The 16,103-nt window shown below is 61.5% G+C and carries 18 protein-coding genes and 1 pseudogene; 3 read left to right on the top strand and 16 right to left on the bottom strand.

Annotated features, from left to right (window positions below):
- Positions 1-66: 66 nt before the first annotated feature.
- From HX792_RS30665 to ubiE, 11 genes and pseudogenes are all read right to left on the bottom strand, one after another.
- Positions 67-780 carry a methyl-accepting chemotaxis protein gene (locus tag HX792_RS30665; RefSeq protein ID WP_371319366.1) on the bottom strand — a complete coding sequence of 238 codons (714 nt, stop codon included), beginning with the start codon at positions 778-780 and terminating at the stop codon, positions 67-69.
- 144 nt (positions 781-924) lie between these two features.
- A pseudogene (locus HX792_RS30660) lies at positions 925-1,983 on the bottom strand (methyl-accepting chemotaxis protein); the annotation flags it as partial.
- A gap of 201 nt (positions 1,984-2,184) precedes the next feature.
- The gene (locus HX792_RS17480; protein WP_176997248.1) at positions 2,185-2,892 is read right to left on the bottom strand and encodes a 16S rRNA (uracil(1498)-N(3))-methyltransferase; all 708 of its coding nucleotides are present in this window, start codon (positions 2,890-2,892) and stop codon (positions 2,185-2,187) included.
- Positions 2,889-3,680, bottom strand: coding sequence for a twin-arginine translocase subunit TatC (tatC, locus tag HX792_RS17475; RefSeq protein ID WP_176997247.1), 792 nt, complete (start codon positions 3,678-3,680; stop codon positions 2,889-2,891). The genes HX792_RS17480 and tatC overlap by 4 nt, the downstream gene beginning before the upstream one ends.
- Entirely contained in the window at positions 3,677-4,102 is a 426-nt protein-coding gene (gene tatB, locus HX792_RS17470; protein ID WP_176997246.1) for a Sec-independent protein translocase protein TatB, read from the bottom strand. Before tatB ends, tatC begins: the two co-directional genes overlap by 4 nt.
- A 10-nt stretch (positions 4,103-4,112) precedes the next feature.
- Entirely contained in the window at positions 4,113-4,391 is a 279-nt protein-coding gene (locus HX792_RS17465; protein ID WP_105695034.1) for a twin-arginine translocase TatA/TatE family subunit, read from the bottom strand.
- A 25-nt stretch (positions 4,392-4,416) separates the two neighbouring features.
- Complete coding sequence (locus HX792_RS17460; RefSeq protein ID WP_003209299.1) at positions 4,417-4,749, bottom strand: phosphoribosyl-ATP diphosphatase; 333 nt, start codon at positions 4,747-4,749, stop codon at positions 4,417-4,419.
- 2 nt (positions 4,750-4,751) lie between these two features.
- On the bottom strand, positions 4,752-5,144 hold the full coding sequence (gene hisI, locus HX792_RS17455; RefSeq protein ID WP_176997245.1) for a phosphoribosyl-AMP cyclohydrolase: 393 nt from the start codon (positions 5,142-5,144) through the stop codon (positions 4,752-4,754).
- Between the two features lie 41 nt (positions 5,145-5,185).
- Positions 5,186-6,790 carry a ubiquinone biosynthesis regulatory protein kinase UbiB gene (ubiB, locus tag HX792_RS17450; protein WP_176997244.1) on the bottom strand — a complete coding sequence of 535 codons (1,605 nt, stop codon included), beginning with the start codon at positions 6,788-6,790 and terminating at the stop codon, positions 5,186-5,188.
- A complete protein-coding gene (locus HX792_RS17445) occupies positions 6,787-7,410 on the bottom strand; it encodes an SCP2 domain-containing protein (protein WP_176997243.1) in 624 nt (207 codons plus the stop codon). The genes ubiB and HX792_RS17445 overlap by 4 nt, the downstream gene beginning before the upstream one ends.
- A complete protein-coding gene (ubiE, locus tag HX792_RS17440; RefSeq protein WP_003171186.1) occupies positions 7,410-8,180 on the bottom strand; it encodes a bifunctional demethylmenaquinone methyltransferase/2-methoxy-6-polyprenyl-1,4-benzoquinol methylase UbiE in 771 nt (256 codons plus the stop codon). The genes HX792_RS17445 and ubiE overlap by 1 nt, the downstream gene beginning before the upstream one ends.
- Before the next feature lie 145 nt (positions 8,181-8,325).
- Here ubiE and HX792_RS17435 point away from each other — a divergent pair, with 145 nt between their 5' ends.
- From HX792_RS17435 to HX792_RS17425, 3 genes are all read left to right on the top strand, one after another.
- Positions 8,326-8,601: a polyhydroxyalkanoic acid system family protein gene (locus tag HX792_RS17435; RefSeq protein WP_176997242.1), complete on the top strand. Its 276-nt coding sequence runs from the start codon at positions 8,326-8,328 to the stop codon at positions 8,599-8,601.
- A 105-nt stretch (positions 8,602-8,706) separates the two neighbouring features.
- Positions 8,707-9,129: a phasin family protein gene (locus HX792_RS17430; protein ID WP_176997241.1), complete on the top strand. Its 423-nt coding sequence runs from the start codon at positions 8,707-8,709 to the stop codon at positions 9,127-9,129.
- 12 nt (positions 9,130-9,141) lie between these two features.
- Positions 9,142-10,131, top strand: a complete 990-nt coding sequence (locus HX792_RS17425) for a phasin family protein (RefSeq protein WP_176997240.1) — start codon at positions 9,142-9,144, stop codon at positions 10,129-10,131.
- Between the two features lie 188 nt (positions 10,132-10,319).
- Here the strand turns inward: HX792_RS17425 and HX792_RS17420 are convergent, their stop codons facing one another.
- The 5 genes from HX792_RS17420 to HX792_RS17400 form a co-directional block, all read right to left on the bottom strand.
- Positions 10,320-10,940 carry a TetR/AcrR family transcriptional regulator gene (locus HX792_RS17420; protein WP_176997239.1) on the bottom strand — a complete coding sequence of 207 codons (621 nt, stop codon included), beginning with the start codon at positions 10,938-10,940 and terminating at the stop codon, positions 10,320-10,322.
- 27 nt (positions 10,941-10,967) lie between these two features.
- Positions 10,968-12,650 carry a class II poly(R)-hydroxyalkanoic acid synthase gene (phaC, locus tag HX792_RS17415; RefSeq protein WP_176997238.1) on the bottom strand — a complete coding sequence of 561 codons (1,683 nt, stop codon included), beginning with the start codon at positions 12,648-12,650 and terminating at the stop codon, positions 10,968-10,970.
- 89 nt (positions 12,651-12,739) lie between these two features.
- A complete protein-coding gene (gene phaZ, locus HX792_RS17410; protein WP_025858688.1) occupies positions 12,740-13,585 on the bottom strand; it encodes a poly(3-hydroxyalkanoate) depolymerase in 846 nt (281 codons plus the stop codon).
- Between the two features lie 165 nt (positions 13,586-13,750).
- Positions 13,751-15,430: a class II poly(R)-hydroxyalkanoic acid synthase gene (gene phaC / locus HX792_RS17405; RefSeq protein WP_176997237.1), complete on the bottom strand. Its 1,680-nt coding sequence runs from the start codon at positions 15,428-15,430 to the stop codon at positions 13,751-13,753.
- 248 nt (positions 15,431-15,678) lie between these two features.
- Complete coding sequence (locus HX792_RS17400; RefSeq protein ID WP_101265685.1) at positions 15,679-16,056, bottom strand: gamma-butyrobetaine hydroxylase-like domain-containing protein; 378 nt, start codon at positions 16,054-16,056, stop codon at positions 15,679-15,681.
- Between the last annotated feature and the right edge of the window lie 47 nt (positions 16,057-16,103).

Genomic DNA, 16,103 nt, shown 5'->3' with positions numbered 1-16,103 from the left:
AGCGTGTAGGAGATTTCACAAGTTGCTGGCGCGCGGCGACCGGAGGCGGTCGCCGCGCACAGAGGGTCAGACGCGAAAACGCCCGACCAGGGTTTGCAGGTAGATGCCCAGGCGCGCCAGCTCGGCGCTCGATGCCGCGGTTTCCTCGCTGGCCGACGAAGTCTGCTCAGACACATCACGTACATTCAGCACACTGCGGTTGATCTCTTCGGCCACCGCGCTTTGTTGCTCGGCAGCCGTAGCAATCTGCGAGTTCATCGCCTGGATGGTCGAGACCGTGCGCGTGATATTGCCCAGCGCATCGCCGGCACGGCGGGTCAGCTCGACGCTGCTGTCAGTGAGACCACGGCTGTTGTCCATGATCGTCGCCACCTGCTGGGTGCCGTTTTGCAGGCCGACGATCAGCTCTTCGATCTCTTCGGTGGATTTCTGGGTGCGTTGCGCCAGGCTGCGCACTTCATCAGCCACCACGGCGAAGCCACGCCCGGCCTCACCGGCACGTGCCGCTTCAATCGCTGCGTTGAGGGCCAGCAGGTTGGTTTGCTGGGCCACCGACTTGATCACGTCGAGCACGCTGCCGATCTTGTCGCTTTCACGTTTCAGGTCGCCCATCGCGACTGTGGAGTTGCCCACCTCGGTGGCCAGGCGTTCGATCTGGGCGATGGCTTCGCCGACCACCTTGTCGCCTTCACGGGCCTGCTGGTCGGCGGCCACGGCAGCTTCGGAGGCTTCCTCGGCGTTACGCGCCACTTCTTGCACGGTAGCGGCCATTTCGTTCATGGCGGTGGCCACCTGGTCGGTCTCGACCTTCTGGCTGTTGACCCCGGCGCTGGTCTGTTCCGTCACGGCCGACAGTTGCTCGGCGGCGCTGGCGATCTGAGTGACACCGTCGCTGATGCCGCCGATCAACTCGCGCAGGCCCACAGTCATGCTCTGCATGGCGCGTTGCAGCTGGCCCAGTTCGTCCTGGCGCAGCGAGTCGAGGTTGTGGCTCAGGTCGCCGGAGGCGACGCGCTCGGCGACCTTGAGGGTCTGGTTCAGCGGGATGACGATCTGGCGGGTGATGGCCCAGGCGGCGACCAGGCCGAAGATCAGTGCCAGGGCGGTCGCCAACAGCAACAGGTTCTTGGCCTGCGCAGCATCGGTATCGCGCACCACGGTTTGAGAGACGGTGAGTTTGTCGCTGTTGCCCAACAGGATATCGCCCTGGGCGGTCATGATGACCAGGGCGGCTGCACTGGCGGTTTGAGAGTCACGGTATTGGCTGACGGCGGCACGGTAGGCCTGCAACGACACGCTGGCCTCCTGCAGGTTGGCCTGGTACTGCTCTGGCAGTTGGCCTTGCAGCTCGGTGATTTTCTTCAGGGCGTTGTCGATGGCGTCGAGTGCGGGCTGTTCAGCGTCGGTCTTGCCGCTGTAGGTGTAGCCGCGCACCTGGAAGCGCGATTGCTGGATCAGCTTGCTCAGGTCGACCACGCTATTGAACTGGGTGACGCTGTCGCCTTGCAGCAGGGCTTTTTCAATTTCGTTGATCTTGGCCACGGCGTTGTCGGCGGTGTCGCCGAGCTTGCTGCGCGCCCCTTCACGCTTGAGGCCGGCCTGCACCATGGCGCCGAAGGCTTTTTTGTATTGGTTGAGGGCGTCCAGTTGCTGTTCGACCAGGGCCTTGTCGTCGGGTTGCTCGATCAGGGTTTCGGCGGTTTTCAGGCCGCTGTCCAGCTTGGCTATCAGGTCGTTGACGGCGCCCGTGCCTTGTTCGCCGCGACGGGTCTCGAAGTCCAGGCGCGCCAGGCGCAGGTCCTTGGTCAGGCCGTTGAGGCTGGAGATAAAGCCCAGCTTATCGCCGCGACTGGTCACATCGCCCAGGCCGGTCCAGCCGGTGAAGGTGATCAACAGCGTCAGGATCAACACCAAGCCAAAGCCAATGGCCAGCTTTCGATTGACGCTCACATTCCCCAGTTTTTCGGCTAACCAACGATACATGCTGCGATCTCCTTTGGAACAAGGCTTGGACTTATTCAAAGGTTATCGGCTGCGCAGGAAGATTCTGTAGCGACACTGATCCCCTGTGGGAGCGGGCTTGCCCGCGATAGCATCAACCGGGTTTGCCTGAGATACCGAGGTGTCTGCATCGCAGGCAAGCCAGCTCCCACACAAGCCGGCTCCTACAGGGGGTTGAAGTGGTTAGAAGAGGCGGGCGAGCAGGGCGGTGACGGCGGTTTCAACGCGCAGGATGCGTGCACCAAGCTGTACCGGCTGCAGGCCGGCCTTGGCCAGCAGGTCGACTTCGTAGGGGATCCAGCCGCCTTCCGGGCCGATGGCCAGGGTGACCGGCTCGTCCAGCCCACGCGGGCACGCCGGGTAATCGCCCGGGTGGCCGATCAGCCCCAGGGTGCCTTCGGCCATGGCCGGCAGGCGGTCCTCGACGAACGGTTTGAAGCGCTTTTCGATGATGATTTCGGGCAGCACCGTGTCGCGTGCCTGTTCCAGGCCGAGGATCAGTTGCTCACGGATCGCCTCAGGCTCCAGGAACGGGGTCTGCCAGAAACTCTTCTCGACCCGATAGCTGTTGAGCAGCACCACTTTGGGCACGCCCATGGCGGCCACGGTTTGCAGCACCCGACGCAGCATCTTCGGGCGCGGCAGGGCCAGCAGCAGGGTCAAGGGCAGTTTGGCGGGCGGCGGCTGGTCGAAGCTCACGTGCAGTTCGGCTTCGCCGGCGTCCAGGCGCAGCAACTGGGCATTGCCCATCAACCCGCCAATACGGCCGACGCGCAGGCTGTCGCCGACGGCCGCACGGTGGACGTCCTGCATGTGCACCAGGCGCCGGTCACGCAGCACCACACGGTCGGCCGCAATGAAGTCGGCCTCTTCCAGTAACAGCAGGTTCACGGCTGGGTCGCTGGCGGCTGGTCGTCGTCGGCGGGCTGGTCATCCGGGTGATCGCCACGCTTGCTGATCAGGCTGCCGAACAGAATGCCGATCTCGAACAACATCCACATCGGCACGGCCAGCAACGTCTGCGAGAAGATGTCCGGCGGCGTGAGGATCATGCCGACCACGAAGCAGCCGATGATCACGTACGGGCGGATCTTCTTCAGGTACTTGACGTCGACCACGCCGATCCACACCAGCAGCACCACGGCCACCGGGATTTCGAAGGCCACGCCAAAGGCGAAGAACAGCGTCATCACGAAGTCGAGGTAGCTGGTGATGTCGGTCATCATCTCCACGCCGGCCGGGGTGGCCGCGGCGAAGAACTTGAAGATCAGCGGGAACACCAGGAAATAGGCGAACGCCATGCCGGTGTAGAACAGCAGGATGCTCGACACCAGCAGCGGCACCGCGATGCGCTTCTCATGCTTGTACAGGCCCGGCGCGATAAAGCCCCAGATCTGGTGCAGGATCACCGGGATCGCCAGGAACAGCGAGACCATCATCGTCAGCTTCAACGGCGTGAGGAACGGCGAGGACACGTCGGTGGCGATCATCGTCGCGCCGGCCGGCAGGTACTGGCGCAAAGGCGTAGAGACGAAGGTGTAGATCTGCTGGGTAAAGGCGAACAGCCCGGCAAAGATGATGAAGATCGCCGCTACGCAGCGCAGCAGGCGGGTACGCAGCTCGGTGAGGTGCGAAACCAGCGGCATGTGCTGGTCGTTTTCCGGTTTATCAGCGCTCATGGGGCTCGCGGCGGCAATGTAGGGTCATGGGGAGCGGGCGACGCAACGGGCGCCGGCGCAGGCTCTGTGGGGCTGTGGACGGCCGGGGCGGGTTCCGCCACGGGTGGCACCTGGGCCACGGGCGGCGGCGCGATGCTCTGCTCGGCCACAGGTTCGGCCGGCTTGGCAGGCTCCTGCACCGGGGAGAGGATCTTGCGCGCTTCCTGCTCCAACGAAAGGATGTGCTCGTTGTGCAGTTGGCGACGAATCTCGTCGGCGCCGATTTCCCGTTCAACTTCCTGTTTGATGGCGTTGAAACTGCGTTTCAGGCGCCCGATCCACAGGCCGGCCGTGCGCGCGGCACCGGGCAGGCGTTCCGGCCCCAGTACCAGCAGGGCAACAAGGCCGACGAGGAGCAGTTCAGAGAAGCTGATACCAAACATTAGTCAGTGCTCACGAGTCTTTGCGGGTCGGCTCTTCGACTTTCTCAGCCTGCACGTCGAAGGTACGACGCTCGGTGATCGGCTGGGCGGCCTGCGGGTGCACAGGCTGGGCTGGCGGCACAGGGTTGGCCACCGGGTCGGCCGGCTTTTCGTCATCGTTCATGGCTTTGCGGAAGCCCTTGATCGATTCGCCCACGTCAGTGCCCAGGTTCTTGAGTTTCTTGGTGCCGAACACCAGTACCACCACCACCAGAATGACGATCCAGTGTTTCCAGTCAAAAATGCCCATGCTGCAATTCCTCTGTAAAAGTTATTCAGGCGGACGGGCGCGAGGCCTTTTCGGCATGCCCGGACAAGCCGAAGCGACGGTCCAGTTCATCCAGCACAGCCTGCGGATGCTGCCCCAGTTGGGCGAGCATGACCAGGCTGTGGAACCACAAATCAGCGGTTTCGTAGATCACATCGCTGCAGTCGCCGCTGATTTGCGCGTCCTTGGCGGCGATGATGGTCTCGACGGATTCTTCGCCGAGTTTTTCCAGGATCTTGTTCAAGCCCTTGTGGTACAGGCTGGCGACATAGGAGCTGTCGGCGTCCGCGCCTTTGCGGTCTTCCAGCACCTGGGCCACGCGGTTCAGGGTATCGCTCATGTTCAGTGTCCTGCCGAGTAAATGGCGTGCGGGTCTTTGAGCACCGGCTCTACAACCTTCCATTCGCCGTTTTCGAACACGCGATAGAAGCAGCTGTGACGGCCAGTGTGGCAAGCGATGTCGCCGATCTGCTCGACCATCAGGATCACCACGTCGGCATCGCAGTCCAGGCGCATCTCGTGCAGGGTCTGCACGTGCCCGGACTCTTCGCCCTTGCGCCACAGTTTGCCACGCGAGCGTGACCAGTAGATGGCGCGCCGCTCGGCGGCGGTGAGGCTCAGGGCCTCGCGGTTCATCCAGGCCATCATCAGCACGCGCCCGGTCTTGTAGTCCTGGGCAATGGCCGGCACCAGGCCGTCACTGTCCCACTTGATCTCGTCCAGCCAGTCTTTCATGTTCGGCTCCGGTAATTTGCGACAGTGTATAACCGGATTGGCTATCGACGCACGATCAGATAAACACCCACGGCGACCATGATGCCGGCCAGCCAGTGGCCCAACTCATTCAACGGCCCGCCGAGGGCGAGTATCACGCCGCCGACCAGGTGCGCGGCGCCCAGCAAGCGCAGGAACCAGTCGTCCTTGCGCTTCTTCCAGGGCGGTGCCGGGTCCTTGGCGTGGGGCTGGGACATGCGCTCCAGCAGGTCGCGGGTCATGTTGGCCAGGTGCGGCAGTTGTTCCATCTGGCTGTGCAGGTTGCCCAGCACGGTTTTCGGGCTCATGCGCTCGCGCATCCAGCGTTCCAGGAACGGCTGGGCGGTGTTCCACAGGTCGAGGTCCGGGTACAGCTGGCGGCCCAGGCCTTCGATATTCAGCAGGGTTTTTTGCAGCAGTACCAGCTGCGGCTGCACTTCCATGTTGAAGCGCCGCGCGGTCTGGAACAGGCGCATCAGCACCTGGCCAAAGGAAATATCTTTTAACGGTTTTTCAAAAATCGGCTCGCACACGGTACGGATCGCCGCTTCGAATTCGTTGAGCTTGGTTTCGGCCGGCACCCAACCCGAATCGATGTGCAACTGCGCCACGCGGCGGTAATCGCGCTTGAAGAAGGCGAACAGGTTGCGGGCCAGGTAGTCCTGGTCTTCCGGGGTCAGGCTGCCGACGATGCCGCAGTCGATCGCAATGTACTGCGGGCTCCACGGGTTCACGGTGCTGACGAAGATGTTGCCCGGGTGCATGTCGGCGTGGAAGAAACTGTCGCGGAACACCTGGGTGAAGAAGATCTCCACGCCGCGCTCGGCAAGCATCTTCATGTCGGTGCGCTGGTCCGCCAGGGTGGCGAGGTCGGTGACCTGCACGCCGTAGATGCGCTCCATCACCAGCACTTTGGGGCGGCACCAGTCCCAATACACCTGGGGCACGTACAGCAGCGGCGAACCTTCGAAGTTGCGCTTGAGCTGGCTGGCGTTGGCGGCTTCGCGCAGCAGGTCGAGTTCGTCGTAGATGGTTTTTTCGTAGTCGGCGACCACGTCCACCGGGTGCAGCAAGCGCGCATCGGCGCTGAAGCGCTCAGCGGCGCGGGCGAGGATGAACAGCCACGCCAGGTCCTGGCCGATGATCGGCTTGAGGCCCGGGCGGATCACCTTCACCACCACTTCTTCGCCGGTCTTCAACTGGGCGGCGTGGACCTGCGCCACGGAGGCCGAGGCCAGCGGGTCGACATCGAAGCGGCTGAAGACGTCGCTGATCTTCTTGCCCAGTTGTTCTTCGATCAACTTCATCGAATGCTGGGAATCGAACGGCGGCACGCGGTCCTGCAACAGCATCAGCTCGTCGGCGATGTCTTCGGGCAACAGGTCGCGACGGGTCGAGAGGATCTGCCCGAACTTGATGAAGATCGGCCCCAGGTCCTGCAATGCCAGGCGCAGGCGCGCACCGCGGCTCAGCTCCAGCGGCTTGCGCGGGAACCAACGCCACGGCAGCACATAGCGCACTGCCAGCAGGAACCACGGCAGGGGCAGGGCGAACAGCAGGTCATCGAGGCGGTAGCGGATTACGACGCGCTGGATACGAAACAGACGGCGGACGGCGAGCAGCTTCATGCGTTATCGCTTGGATCAAGGGAACGGCTCAGGCGCTCGAAGCGGGCCTCGAGGCGTTCCAGGTCGATTTTGGCCTTGTCGAGTTCACGAAAGCGCGCTTGCGCTTCCCGTTCTCCGACCAGGGTGCGCGATTCTTCGCTCAGGTATTCGGCGAGGTTCTGGTTGAGGCTGGCGAACCCTTGCTGGTACCAGCGCGTGCGGCTGCGCAGGTGCCCGCTGATCAACTGGGTGGCCACGGGGCCGATCCAGCGCGAGAGTTCGTATTCCCAGTCCAGTTCCAGGTCTTGCAGCACGGCGGCCAGGTCCATCAGCACCGAACTGTCACCTTCGAGCTCCACCTCGGCGCTGTGCAGGATGGCGGTCTTGTTGCGGCTCAGGGCCAGGTGCAACAGGCTCGATGCCGGCGCACGCAGGGTGCAGTCGGCGTCGGCAGCCCAATCGCTGGCGAGCAGCAGGCCTTCATCGCTGGGCAGGATAAACAGCTGCAAGGCGGGGCTGCGGCAGTCGACGGCAATGATCTTGCCGTTCAAGTGCGCGAGCCGCGCCAGGGCGGTGCTGTCCAGGCGCAGCACACGGTTGATACCGTGCTCGACGCTGGCGAGAAGGCCCGCGAACAGCATCAGGGCTTGATGCCGCGGTGCAGGGCGACGATGCCCGAGGTCATGTTGTGGTAGGTCACGCGGTCGAAGCCGGCTTCTACCATCATCGACTTCAGGGTTTCCTGGTCGGGGTGCATGCGGATCGATTCGGCCAGGTAGCGGTAGCTCTCGGCGTCATTGGTGATCAGCTTGCCCATCAACGGCATGAAGGCGAAGGAGTAGGTGTCGTAGACCTTGGACATCAGCGCGTTGGTCGGCTTGGAGAACTCCAGCACCAACAGGCGGCCACCCGGCTTGAGCACGCGCAGCATCGAGCGGATCGCGTCTTCCTTGTGGGTCACGTTGCGCAGGCCGAAGGCAATGGTCACGCAGTCGAAATGGTTGTCCGGGAACGGCAGCTTCTCAGCGTCGGCCTGGACGAACTCGATATTGCCGGCCACGCCTTTATCCAGCAGGCGGTCGCGACCGACCTTGAGCATCGAGCCGTTGATGTCCGCCAGCACGACCTGACCGGTCGGGCCCACCAGCTTGGAAAACTTGGCGGCCAGGTCGCCCGTACCACCGGCGATGTCCAGCACGCGGTTACCGGTGCGCACGCCCGACAGCTCGATGGTGAAGCGCTTCCACAGGCGGTGCATGCCGCCCGACAGCACGTCGTTCATCAGGTCGTACTTGGCGGCTACGGAGTGGAACACCTCAGCGACTTTTTCCGCTTTTTGGCTTTCCGGAACGTTCTTGAAGCCGAAGTGAGTGGTGGGTTCGGCATCGCTGCCTTTGCGCTGATCAGTCATATCGCTGTCACCAAAAGAGAATGCGGGACATGATAATCCCCGCGACCTGCTTTGTCTTGGCAAGGCTGAAGGTAAGATAGGCGGTCACCGAGACCTTTTGCCGCATGGAAGGTATCCATACCGTTATAAAAGAGGAGTCATTGCAATGGCCCGTATTACCGTTGAGCGTGCACATTCCCTGGGTAAAGAAGGCGCGCGGGCAAAAGCCGACAAGTTGGCGAGCAAACTCAAGGAGCAATATGGCCTGGAGTCCACGTGGTCTGGCGATACCTTGAACCTCAAGCGTTCAGGCGTTAAAGGCACCGTGTCGGTGGCCGAGGATTCCCTGCGTATTGATGTGGAGCTGGGGCTGTTGATGTCGGCCATGAGTGGCACTATCAAGTCCGAAATCGAGAAAGCCCTGGATAAGGCACTGGCCTGATCCGGATCTACTTAGGGTGCCGATTCTAATTTTTCTGCCTACTTTGTGCCCAAGCCCTCAACTCCTGCGGGCCGTTCCTCAACCCTTTTCTGCGTGAGGTGTGCCATGGCCAAAGTTGTTTTGAAGAAAAAAATCGACGTTCAGTCCACCGCCCTGAGTGACGTTAAAAGCTATGCCCGCAAGATCTGGCTGGCAGGGCTTGGCGCCTATGCCAAGGTCGGCAGCGAAGGCAGCGAGTACTTCAAAGAGCTGGTCAAGAAAGGTCAACATGTTGAAAGTAAAGGCAAAAAAGTTGTAGTTGAACAACTTGATGCCGCCAACAGTCAGATTGACCAAGTAAAGAGTAATGTCTCCAGCGTCAAAGGCCTGGTTGAAGTTCAACTGGATAAAGTTGAAAAAGCTTTTGACATACGCGTTGCAAGTGCCTTGAATCGGATCGGCATTGCGTCTAAACATGACGTGGAGACACTCTCTGCTAAGCTCGAAGAGCTGACGACATTGCTAGAACGTGTCGCGCGTAAACACTAAGGAGACATCGGGATGGCTGTTAAAAAGACTACTCAGAAAGAAGGCAGCTCGTGGGTCGGGGAAGTTGAAAAATATTCCCGTAAGATCTGGCTTGCTGGTTTAGGCGTGTACTCGAAGGCTAGCATTGGTGAAGGCAAAAAACTCTTCGAGTCTTTGGTCAAGGACGGTGAGAAAGCCGAGAAGTTGACCAAAAGCACAGTGGGTAAAACAGTTGAAGCGGCCAAGGCAACTGCCGGTTCCGCCAAGTCGGGTATTTCTGACACCTGGGGCAAGTTGGAAGAAACTTTCGACAAGCGCCTCAACAGTGCGATTTCGAGACTGGGCGTACCCAGTAAGGCAGAGCTGAAGGCACTGCACAGCAAGGTCGACACGTTGACCAAGCAAATCGAAAAACTCACCGGCGCCAAAGTGGCCCCTGTGAAAACCGCTGCCGCCAAACCTGCTGCCAAACCGGCCGCTAAAACCGCAGCGGCCAAGCCTGCAGCGAAACCTGCAGCCAAGCCTCTGGTAAAAGCTGCTGCCAAACCGGCTGCAAAACCTGCGGCCAAGGCACCCGCCAAAGCCGCCGCTAAACCAGCTGCCAAGCCTGCGGCTAAAACAGCAGCGGCAAAACCGGCTGCCAAGCCTGCCGCTAAACCAGTGGCCGCTAAAACCGCTGCCAAACCGGCTGCTAAAACTGCCGCCAAGGCCGCCGCAAAACCAGCCGCCAAGCCAGCGGCTAAAACCGCAGCCGCTAAACCTGCTGCCAAGCCCGCTGCTGCGAAACCTGCAGCCAAACCGGCTGCTGCTAAACCTGCGGCCGCCAAGCCTGCGGCAAAACCAGCCGCCGCGAAGAAGCCTGCGGTAGCGAAAAAACCAGCAGCGGCCAAGCCTGTTGTTGCGGCCAAGCCAGCCACTCCGGCACCTGCCGCTTCAACAGCCAACTCGGTGTCCGCACCGACCCACGCTGCGACCACCCCGACTGCAACGCCGGTAACCCCGACGCCCTCCAGTCAGTCCTGATTTTCTCAGGGCACAAAAAACGCCCGGCCTGTAAAGGTCGGGCGTTTTTTTATGGAAGTCTCACCTATATCGCACTTCCAATGTGGGAGCGGGCTTGCCCGCGATGACGGAGTTTCAGTCACATAGATATTGGCTGATCTATTGCTATCGCGGGCAAGTCGAATCGTCGCACCGCCGCTCCCACAGTTTTAATCGATTTCATCCAGGTATTTGAGTGCGAATTTCTCGGTCGCCAGCCGCGCCGGCAGCAGCAAGTGCGGCGCCACCAGCATCACGATCTGGTAGACCACCACCCGTATCTCTCCTTCACGGTCGAGAATCCGCTGGTAGTCCAGCGAAAACAGCAGGGTCAATGTGATTTGCTCCACCAGTTGCCCCAGTGCCTGGGTGCCACTGACCAGTTGCCCCGAGGTCTTCAACCGTGCCAACAGCGACGCCAGCGTACGCTTGAGTGCCGTGAGCAGGTGGCGAATGCCTTTGGCCAGCTTCGGCAGGCGCCCGGCCAGGTTCGACAGGTCCTGGAACAGAAACCGGTAATGGGCCATGCGCTCGACAATCAGGTGCAGGAACAGCCAGTAATCCTCGGCCTCCAGCTGCGCGTCAGCGGGCGGATCGAGCAGGGGCGCCAGCTCGCATTGAAAGCGCTCGAACAGCCCGAGCACCAAAGGCTCCTTGCCATGGAAGTGGTAGTAGAGGTTGCCGGGGCTGATCCCCATTTCATTGGCCACCTCCATGGTCGACACGTTCGGCTCGCCCTTCTGGTTGAACAACTGCAGGGCACATTCAAGGATACGGTCGCGGGTCTTCATCCAGTCTTCTTAGTGTGATCGTTGAGTTCAGCGCACACGCACATAGGTGCCCGGCGCTGCTTCCATCGGTGGGTAGTTCTGGTTGCCCAGGGCGGTGAGGGTTTCGCGCTGCACGCCGGAGCGCTGTTGCACCCATTCCAGCCACTGTGGCCACCAACTGCCTTCGACGTGGTTGGCGTCGTAGTACCAGGCGCGGGGGTCGCTGCTCAGTTTGGGGTTCTCGACGTAGTTGGCCTTGGGGTTGCCCGGCGGGTTGAGGATGCTCTGGATATGCCCGCTGTTGGACAGCACGAAGCGCCGCTCGCCCCCCAGCAACTGGGTGGAGCGATACACCGCGTCCCACGGCGTGATGTGGTCGTTGATCCCGGCCACGCTGAAGCTGTCCACCGTGACCTTCTGCAAGTCGATAGGCGTGCCGCACACCTCCAGGCCACCGGGATGGCTCAGCGGGTTGTGCTTGAAGAAATCCAGCAGGTCGCCGTGCAATGCGGCGGGCAAGCGTGTGTTGTCGTTGTTCCAGTACAGGATGTCGAAGGCCGGGGGTTCCTTGCCCAGCAGGTAGTTGTTGATCCAGTAGTTCCAGATCAGGTCATTGGGGCGCATCCAGGCGAACACCTTGGCCATGTCGCGGCCGTCCAGCACGCCCTGTTGGTAGGAGCGGCGTTTGGCCGCCTCCAGGGTTTGCTCGTCGGCAAACAGCGTGGCGGGGCTGTCGATCTGGCTGTCGAGCAGGCTTACCAGGTAGCTGGCGCTGGAGATGCGCCGCAACTGGCGCTTGGCTTGCAGGTGGCCTTGCAGGGCGGCGATGGTCAGGCCACCGGCGCAGGCGCCCATCAGGTTGACCTCCCGTGCACCCGTGATGGCCCGGCAGACGTTGAGGGCTTCTTCCAGCGCCGCAACGTAAGTGGAAAGCCCCCATTCGCGATGGCGCACGTCCGGGTTGCGCCAGCTGACCATGAAGGTCTGCAGGCCGTTCTTGAGGGCGTACTGCACGAAGCTGTTGGCGGGGCTGAGGTCGAAAATGTAGTACTTGTTGATTTGCGGCGGCACCACCAGCAGCGGCTTGGCGTACTGCTTTTCGCTCATGGGCTTGTACTGGATCAGCTCCAGCAGCTCGTTGCGAAACACCACCGAGCCCGGGGTGGTGGCAACCGTCTTGCCCACTTCGAACGCGTGCTTGCTCACTTGGCGCGGCAGGCCATTGTTGTGCAGCAGGTCTTCGAACAGGTTGGTGACACCGCGCACCACGCTGTTGCCCCCGGAGTTGAGCAACTCCTTGACGGCCAGCGGGTTGAGCAGGGTGTTGGAAGGGGAGACGGCGTCGTTGAGCAGGGAGAAGGCAAAGTGTGCGCGGGCCCGGTCATCGGCGCTCAGCGAGCTGTCGTCGATCCAGTGGCGCGTCTGCTTTTGCCAGCTCAGGTAAGCCTGCAGGCTGCGCCGGTAGAGCGGGTTGAGCTTCCAGGTGGGGTCACTGAAGCGGCTGTCACTGGGGTTGGGCTCATGCACGGTCTCACCCAGCAGCACGCGACCCAGTTGGCCGCTCAGCGCCCAGGCATGACGAGCGGTATGCACCGGGTTGCGCAAGCCGTGGGCGGCAACACTGCGCAGCGTCGACAGCAAGTCCCGACCGCGCAGGCCGGTGATCGCGTTTTGCGCATTGATGAACACGGCAGGGGTGGGCGCCGGGTTCGTCACGGGTCTTTCTCGCATGAGCCAACACTCCTTCGTCAAGCCATCAAACAGGCACGCCAATTCAGAACCATAGTCGGTTCCTGGCAAGTTGCGCGGCGGTGTGGTCCTTACACCGCAGGTCGTGGATGAATCACCGCGCGCAGGCGCTCCTCCTCGAGAAATTTCATGATGATCGGCGCCACCGCTTCGGCCCGGGTGATCAAGAACAGGTGGCCATCGTCGATGATGTGCAACTGTGCGTTGGGAATGCGCCAGGCCAGCATGCGCATGTTGATCAGCGGGATCAGCGGGTCGTCATCCCCCGCCAGCACCAGGGTGGGTTGGCGGATCTTGTGCAGCCAGTGGATGCTGGTCCAGCCCAGCCCGGCGAACAGCTGCCAGTAGTAACCCAGCTTGCCCGCCGAGCGCACTTTGCTGGCGTGTTCGGCGGCCAGTTTCGAATCGCGGCGGAACGAGCCGCCGTAGATCATCGGGGCGATGCGCACCACGTGGGACGGCTGGATGTAACGGCGTGGGCTGGCCATCAGCCACAGCACCTTGGGTTTGCCCGGCACCATCACCGCACCCGCCGCCGTGGCCGCCAGGATCAGCTTCTTGCAACGCTCCGGGTAGTCGTAGGCGAACTGCTGCGCCAACGCGCCGCCCCAGGACACGCCCACCGCGTTCACCTGGCCATAGTCCAGGTAGTCGAGCATGCGTGCCGTGAGCTTGGCCAGGCCGGGAAAGCGATAGGGACGGTTGGGGGTGGAAGAGCCACCCACGCCGGGCACATCGAAGGCGATCACTTCCAGGTCCGGGTCCAGGGCCTGGACGAACGGAAACACCAGCTCAAGGTTGGCGCCGATGCCGTTGAAGATCAGCAAAGGCGTCAAATGAGGCTTGCCCGGGCGCACCGCCGTGCGGATGGTCTGGCCATCCAGGTCGATGGTACGAAAGATGAACGGTTGCGGCATGCTCAAGCCCTGTCAGGTGGTGCAAAGATCCAATGGACGATGCGGTCCATGTGGGAGCTGGCTTGCCTGCGATGGCATTCTTCCTGCCAGCCCATCAACAACTGGCCCACCGCTATCGCAGGCAAGCCAGCTCCCACAGGGGCTGCATTTCAACCAAACATCTGCTTATCGTTCGTGTACATAAGTACCCGGCGCTGCTTCAGCTGCGGCGTAGGTTTTATTTCCTAGCGAAGTCGGCGCCTTCTTCAACTTGCCTGCCCGATCCGCCTGCCACGCCTGCCAGTGCAACCACCAGGAATCGGTGTGCTTGGTCGCGTTCTCCTGCCATTCCAGTGCACTGCACGCCAGGCCATCACTGGTCTGGTAGCGCGCCTTGGGGTTGCCCGGAGGGTTGAGAATGCTCTGGATATGCCCGCTGCTCGACAGCACGAACTCCACCTTGCCGCCAAACAACTGCGCCGATTTGTAGCAGGACTGCCACGGCGTGATGTGGTCGTTGGTGCCGGCCAGTGAGTAGATATCGGCGGTGACCTGCTTGAGGTCGATCGGCGTGCCGCACACTTCCAGGGCGTTGGCGCGTACCAGGGGGTTGTTCTTGAACAGTTCGATCAGGTCGCCGTGGAACGCGGCCGGCAAGCGGGTGGTGTCGTTGTTCCAGAACAGGATGTCGAACACCGGCGGTTCGTTGCCCAGCAGGTAGTTGTTTACCCAATAGTTCCAGATCAGGTCGTTGGGGCGCATCCACGCGAACACCTTGGCCATGTCGCGGCCTTCCAGCACGCCGGCCTGGTAGGAGTGGCGCTTGGCGGCCTCAAGGGTTTGCTCGTCGACGAAAAGCGCCACCTGGGTGTCCAGGGTGGTGTCCAGCACGCTGACCATCAGGGTCAGGGCATTGACCTTCTTCTCCCCCAGCGCGGCATAGTGGCCGAGCAAAGCGGTGCAGGTGATGCCGCCCGAGCAAGCGCCGAGCATGTTGATGTCTTTGCTGCCGGTGATCGCAGTGACCACATCCACCGCTTCCTTGAGCGCCTCGATGTAGGTCGACAGGCCCCACTCGCGCTGGGCCTTGGTCGGGTTGCGCCAGCTCACGATAAAGGTCTGCTGGCCATTGCGCAGGCAGAAGCGCGCCAGGCTCTTGTCCGGGCTCAGGTCGAATACATAGAACTTGTTGATCTGCGGCGGCACTACCAGCAGGGGGCGCTCGTGCACCTGTTCGGTGATCGGCTTGTACTGGATCAGCTCCAGCACATCGTTGCGAAACACCACCGCGCCTTCGGTGGTGCCCAGGGTCTTGCCCACTTCAAAGGCGCCCATGTTGACCTGGCTCGGCATGCCGCCGTTGTGTACCAGGTCCTTGGCCAGGTGGGAGAGGCCATCGAGCAGGCTCTTGCCACCGGTTTCAAAGAAGCGTTTGACCGCCGCCGGGTTGGCCGCGCTGTTGGTAGGGGCCATGGCTTCGGTCATCAGGTTGATCACAAAGTGACCTCGGCTGATGTCCTGTTCCGACAGGTTGCTGTCGCCGATCCAGTCGTGCAGCTCCTTGCGCCACGCCAGGTAGGTCTGCAAATAACGTTTGTAGAGCGGGTTCTGGCTCCAGGCCGGGTCATGGAAACGACGGTCGTCGTGTTCCGGCACCAGCTGGGATTTGCCGAACATCACGTTCTTCAATTCGACGCCGAAGTGGGCGACGTGCTTGACGCTGTGCAACGGTTGCTTGATGGCTTGGGTCAGCACCATCTTCGCCGAGGCGAGCAAATCCTTTTTCCGTAACGCGATGATCGGGTTCAGCCCCAGGGTGTTTTCCGAGGCCTGGCGTTTCAAGTCATCGTTGTTCTTGTTACTCATCTACGACGCTCCATTGTCCGAAAGACGAGTACCGGGTACCGCTGTGCACCAGGTTTCGATACACAACACAAGCCAGGTACGCGACTCGGGTGACCGTTGATACCGCATCGTCAAATGCAGGGAACTTGCCAGTTCCATTGGTTACCCGAGTTTAATTTTTTTCGCAAGCGGGCCAGTCATTGGCCGCGCGACAGGGCATTCAAGCAGATGAAATTAGAAAATGCTCTCTAAAGAGCAAGAGGCGTGTGCTAGAGCATCAGCCGCACGACCGACTCGCTCGGGTCGCGGGTTTTTCCAGCGGCTTTGAGTTCGGCCAGGTAATCGGCCCACAGCGCGTCCTGACGCACGGCCAGCTGGTAAAGGTAGTCCCAGGTGAACAGCCCGCTGTCGTGTCCGTCGTCGAAGGTCAATTTCAGTGCGTACTGACCGGCCGGCTCTATCTTGGTCAACCGTACGTTGAGCTTGCCGAATTGCAGGATGGGTTTGCCGTGACCCTGGACCTCGGCGGAAGGCGAGTGGGTGCGCAGCAGTTCGGCGGAGAGTTGGTACACCTCGTCGGGCCCGTAGGTGAGGCCGAGGGTGTTGGAGGTTTTGTGCAGGTTTACGGCAGTGGGGAATTTGGTCATAGGAGATGATCCTGAAGAAACCGGCTCAAAAATGTGGGAGCTGGCTT

The sequence above is a fragment of the Pseudomonas sp. B6002 genome (genome assembly GCF_013385985.1).
Classification (GTDB): domain Bacteria; phylum Pseudomonadota; class Gammaproteobacteria; order Pseudomonadales; family Pseudomonadaceae; genus Aquipseudomonas.
The sequence above is the reverse complement of the archived record's forward strand: the minus strand, read 5'-3'. Positions and strand labels throughout refer to the sequence as shown.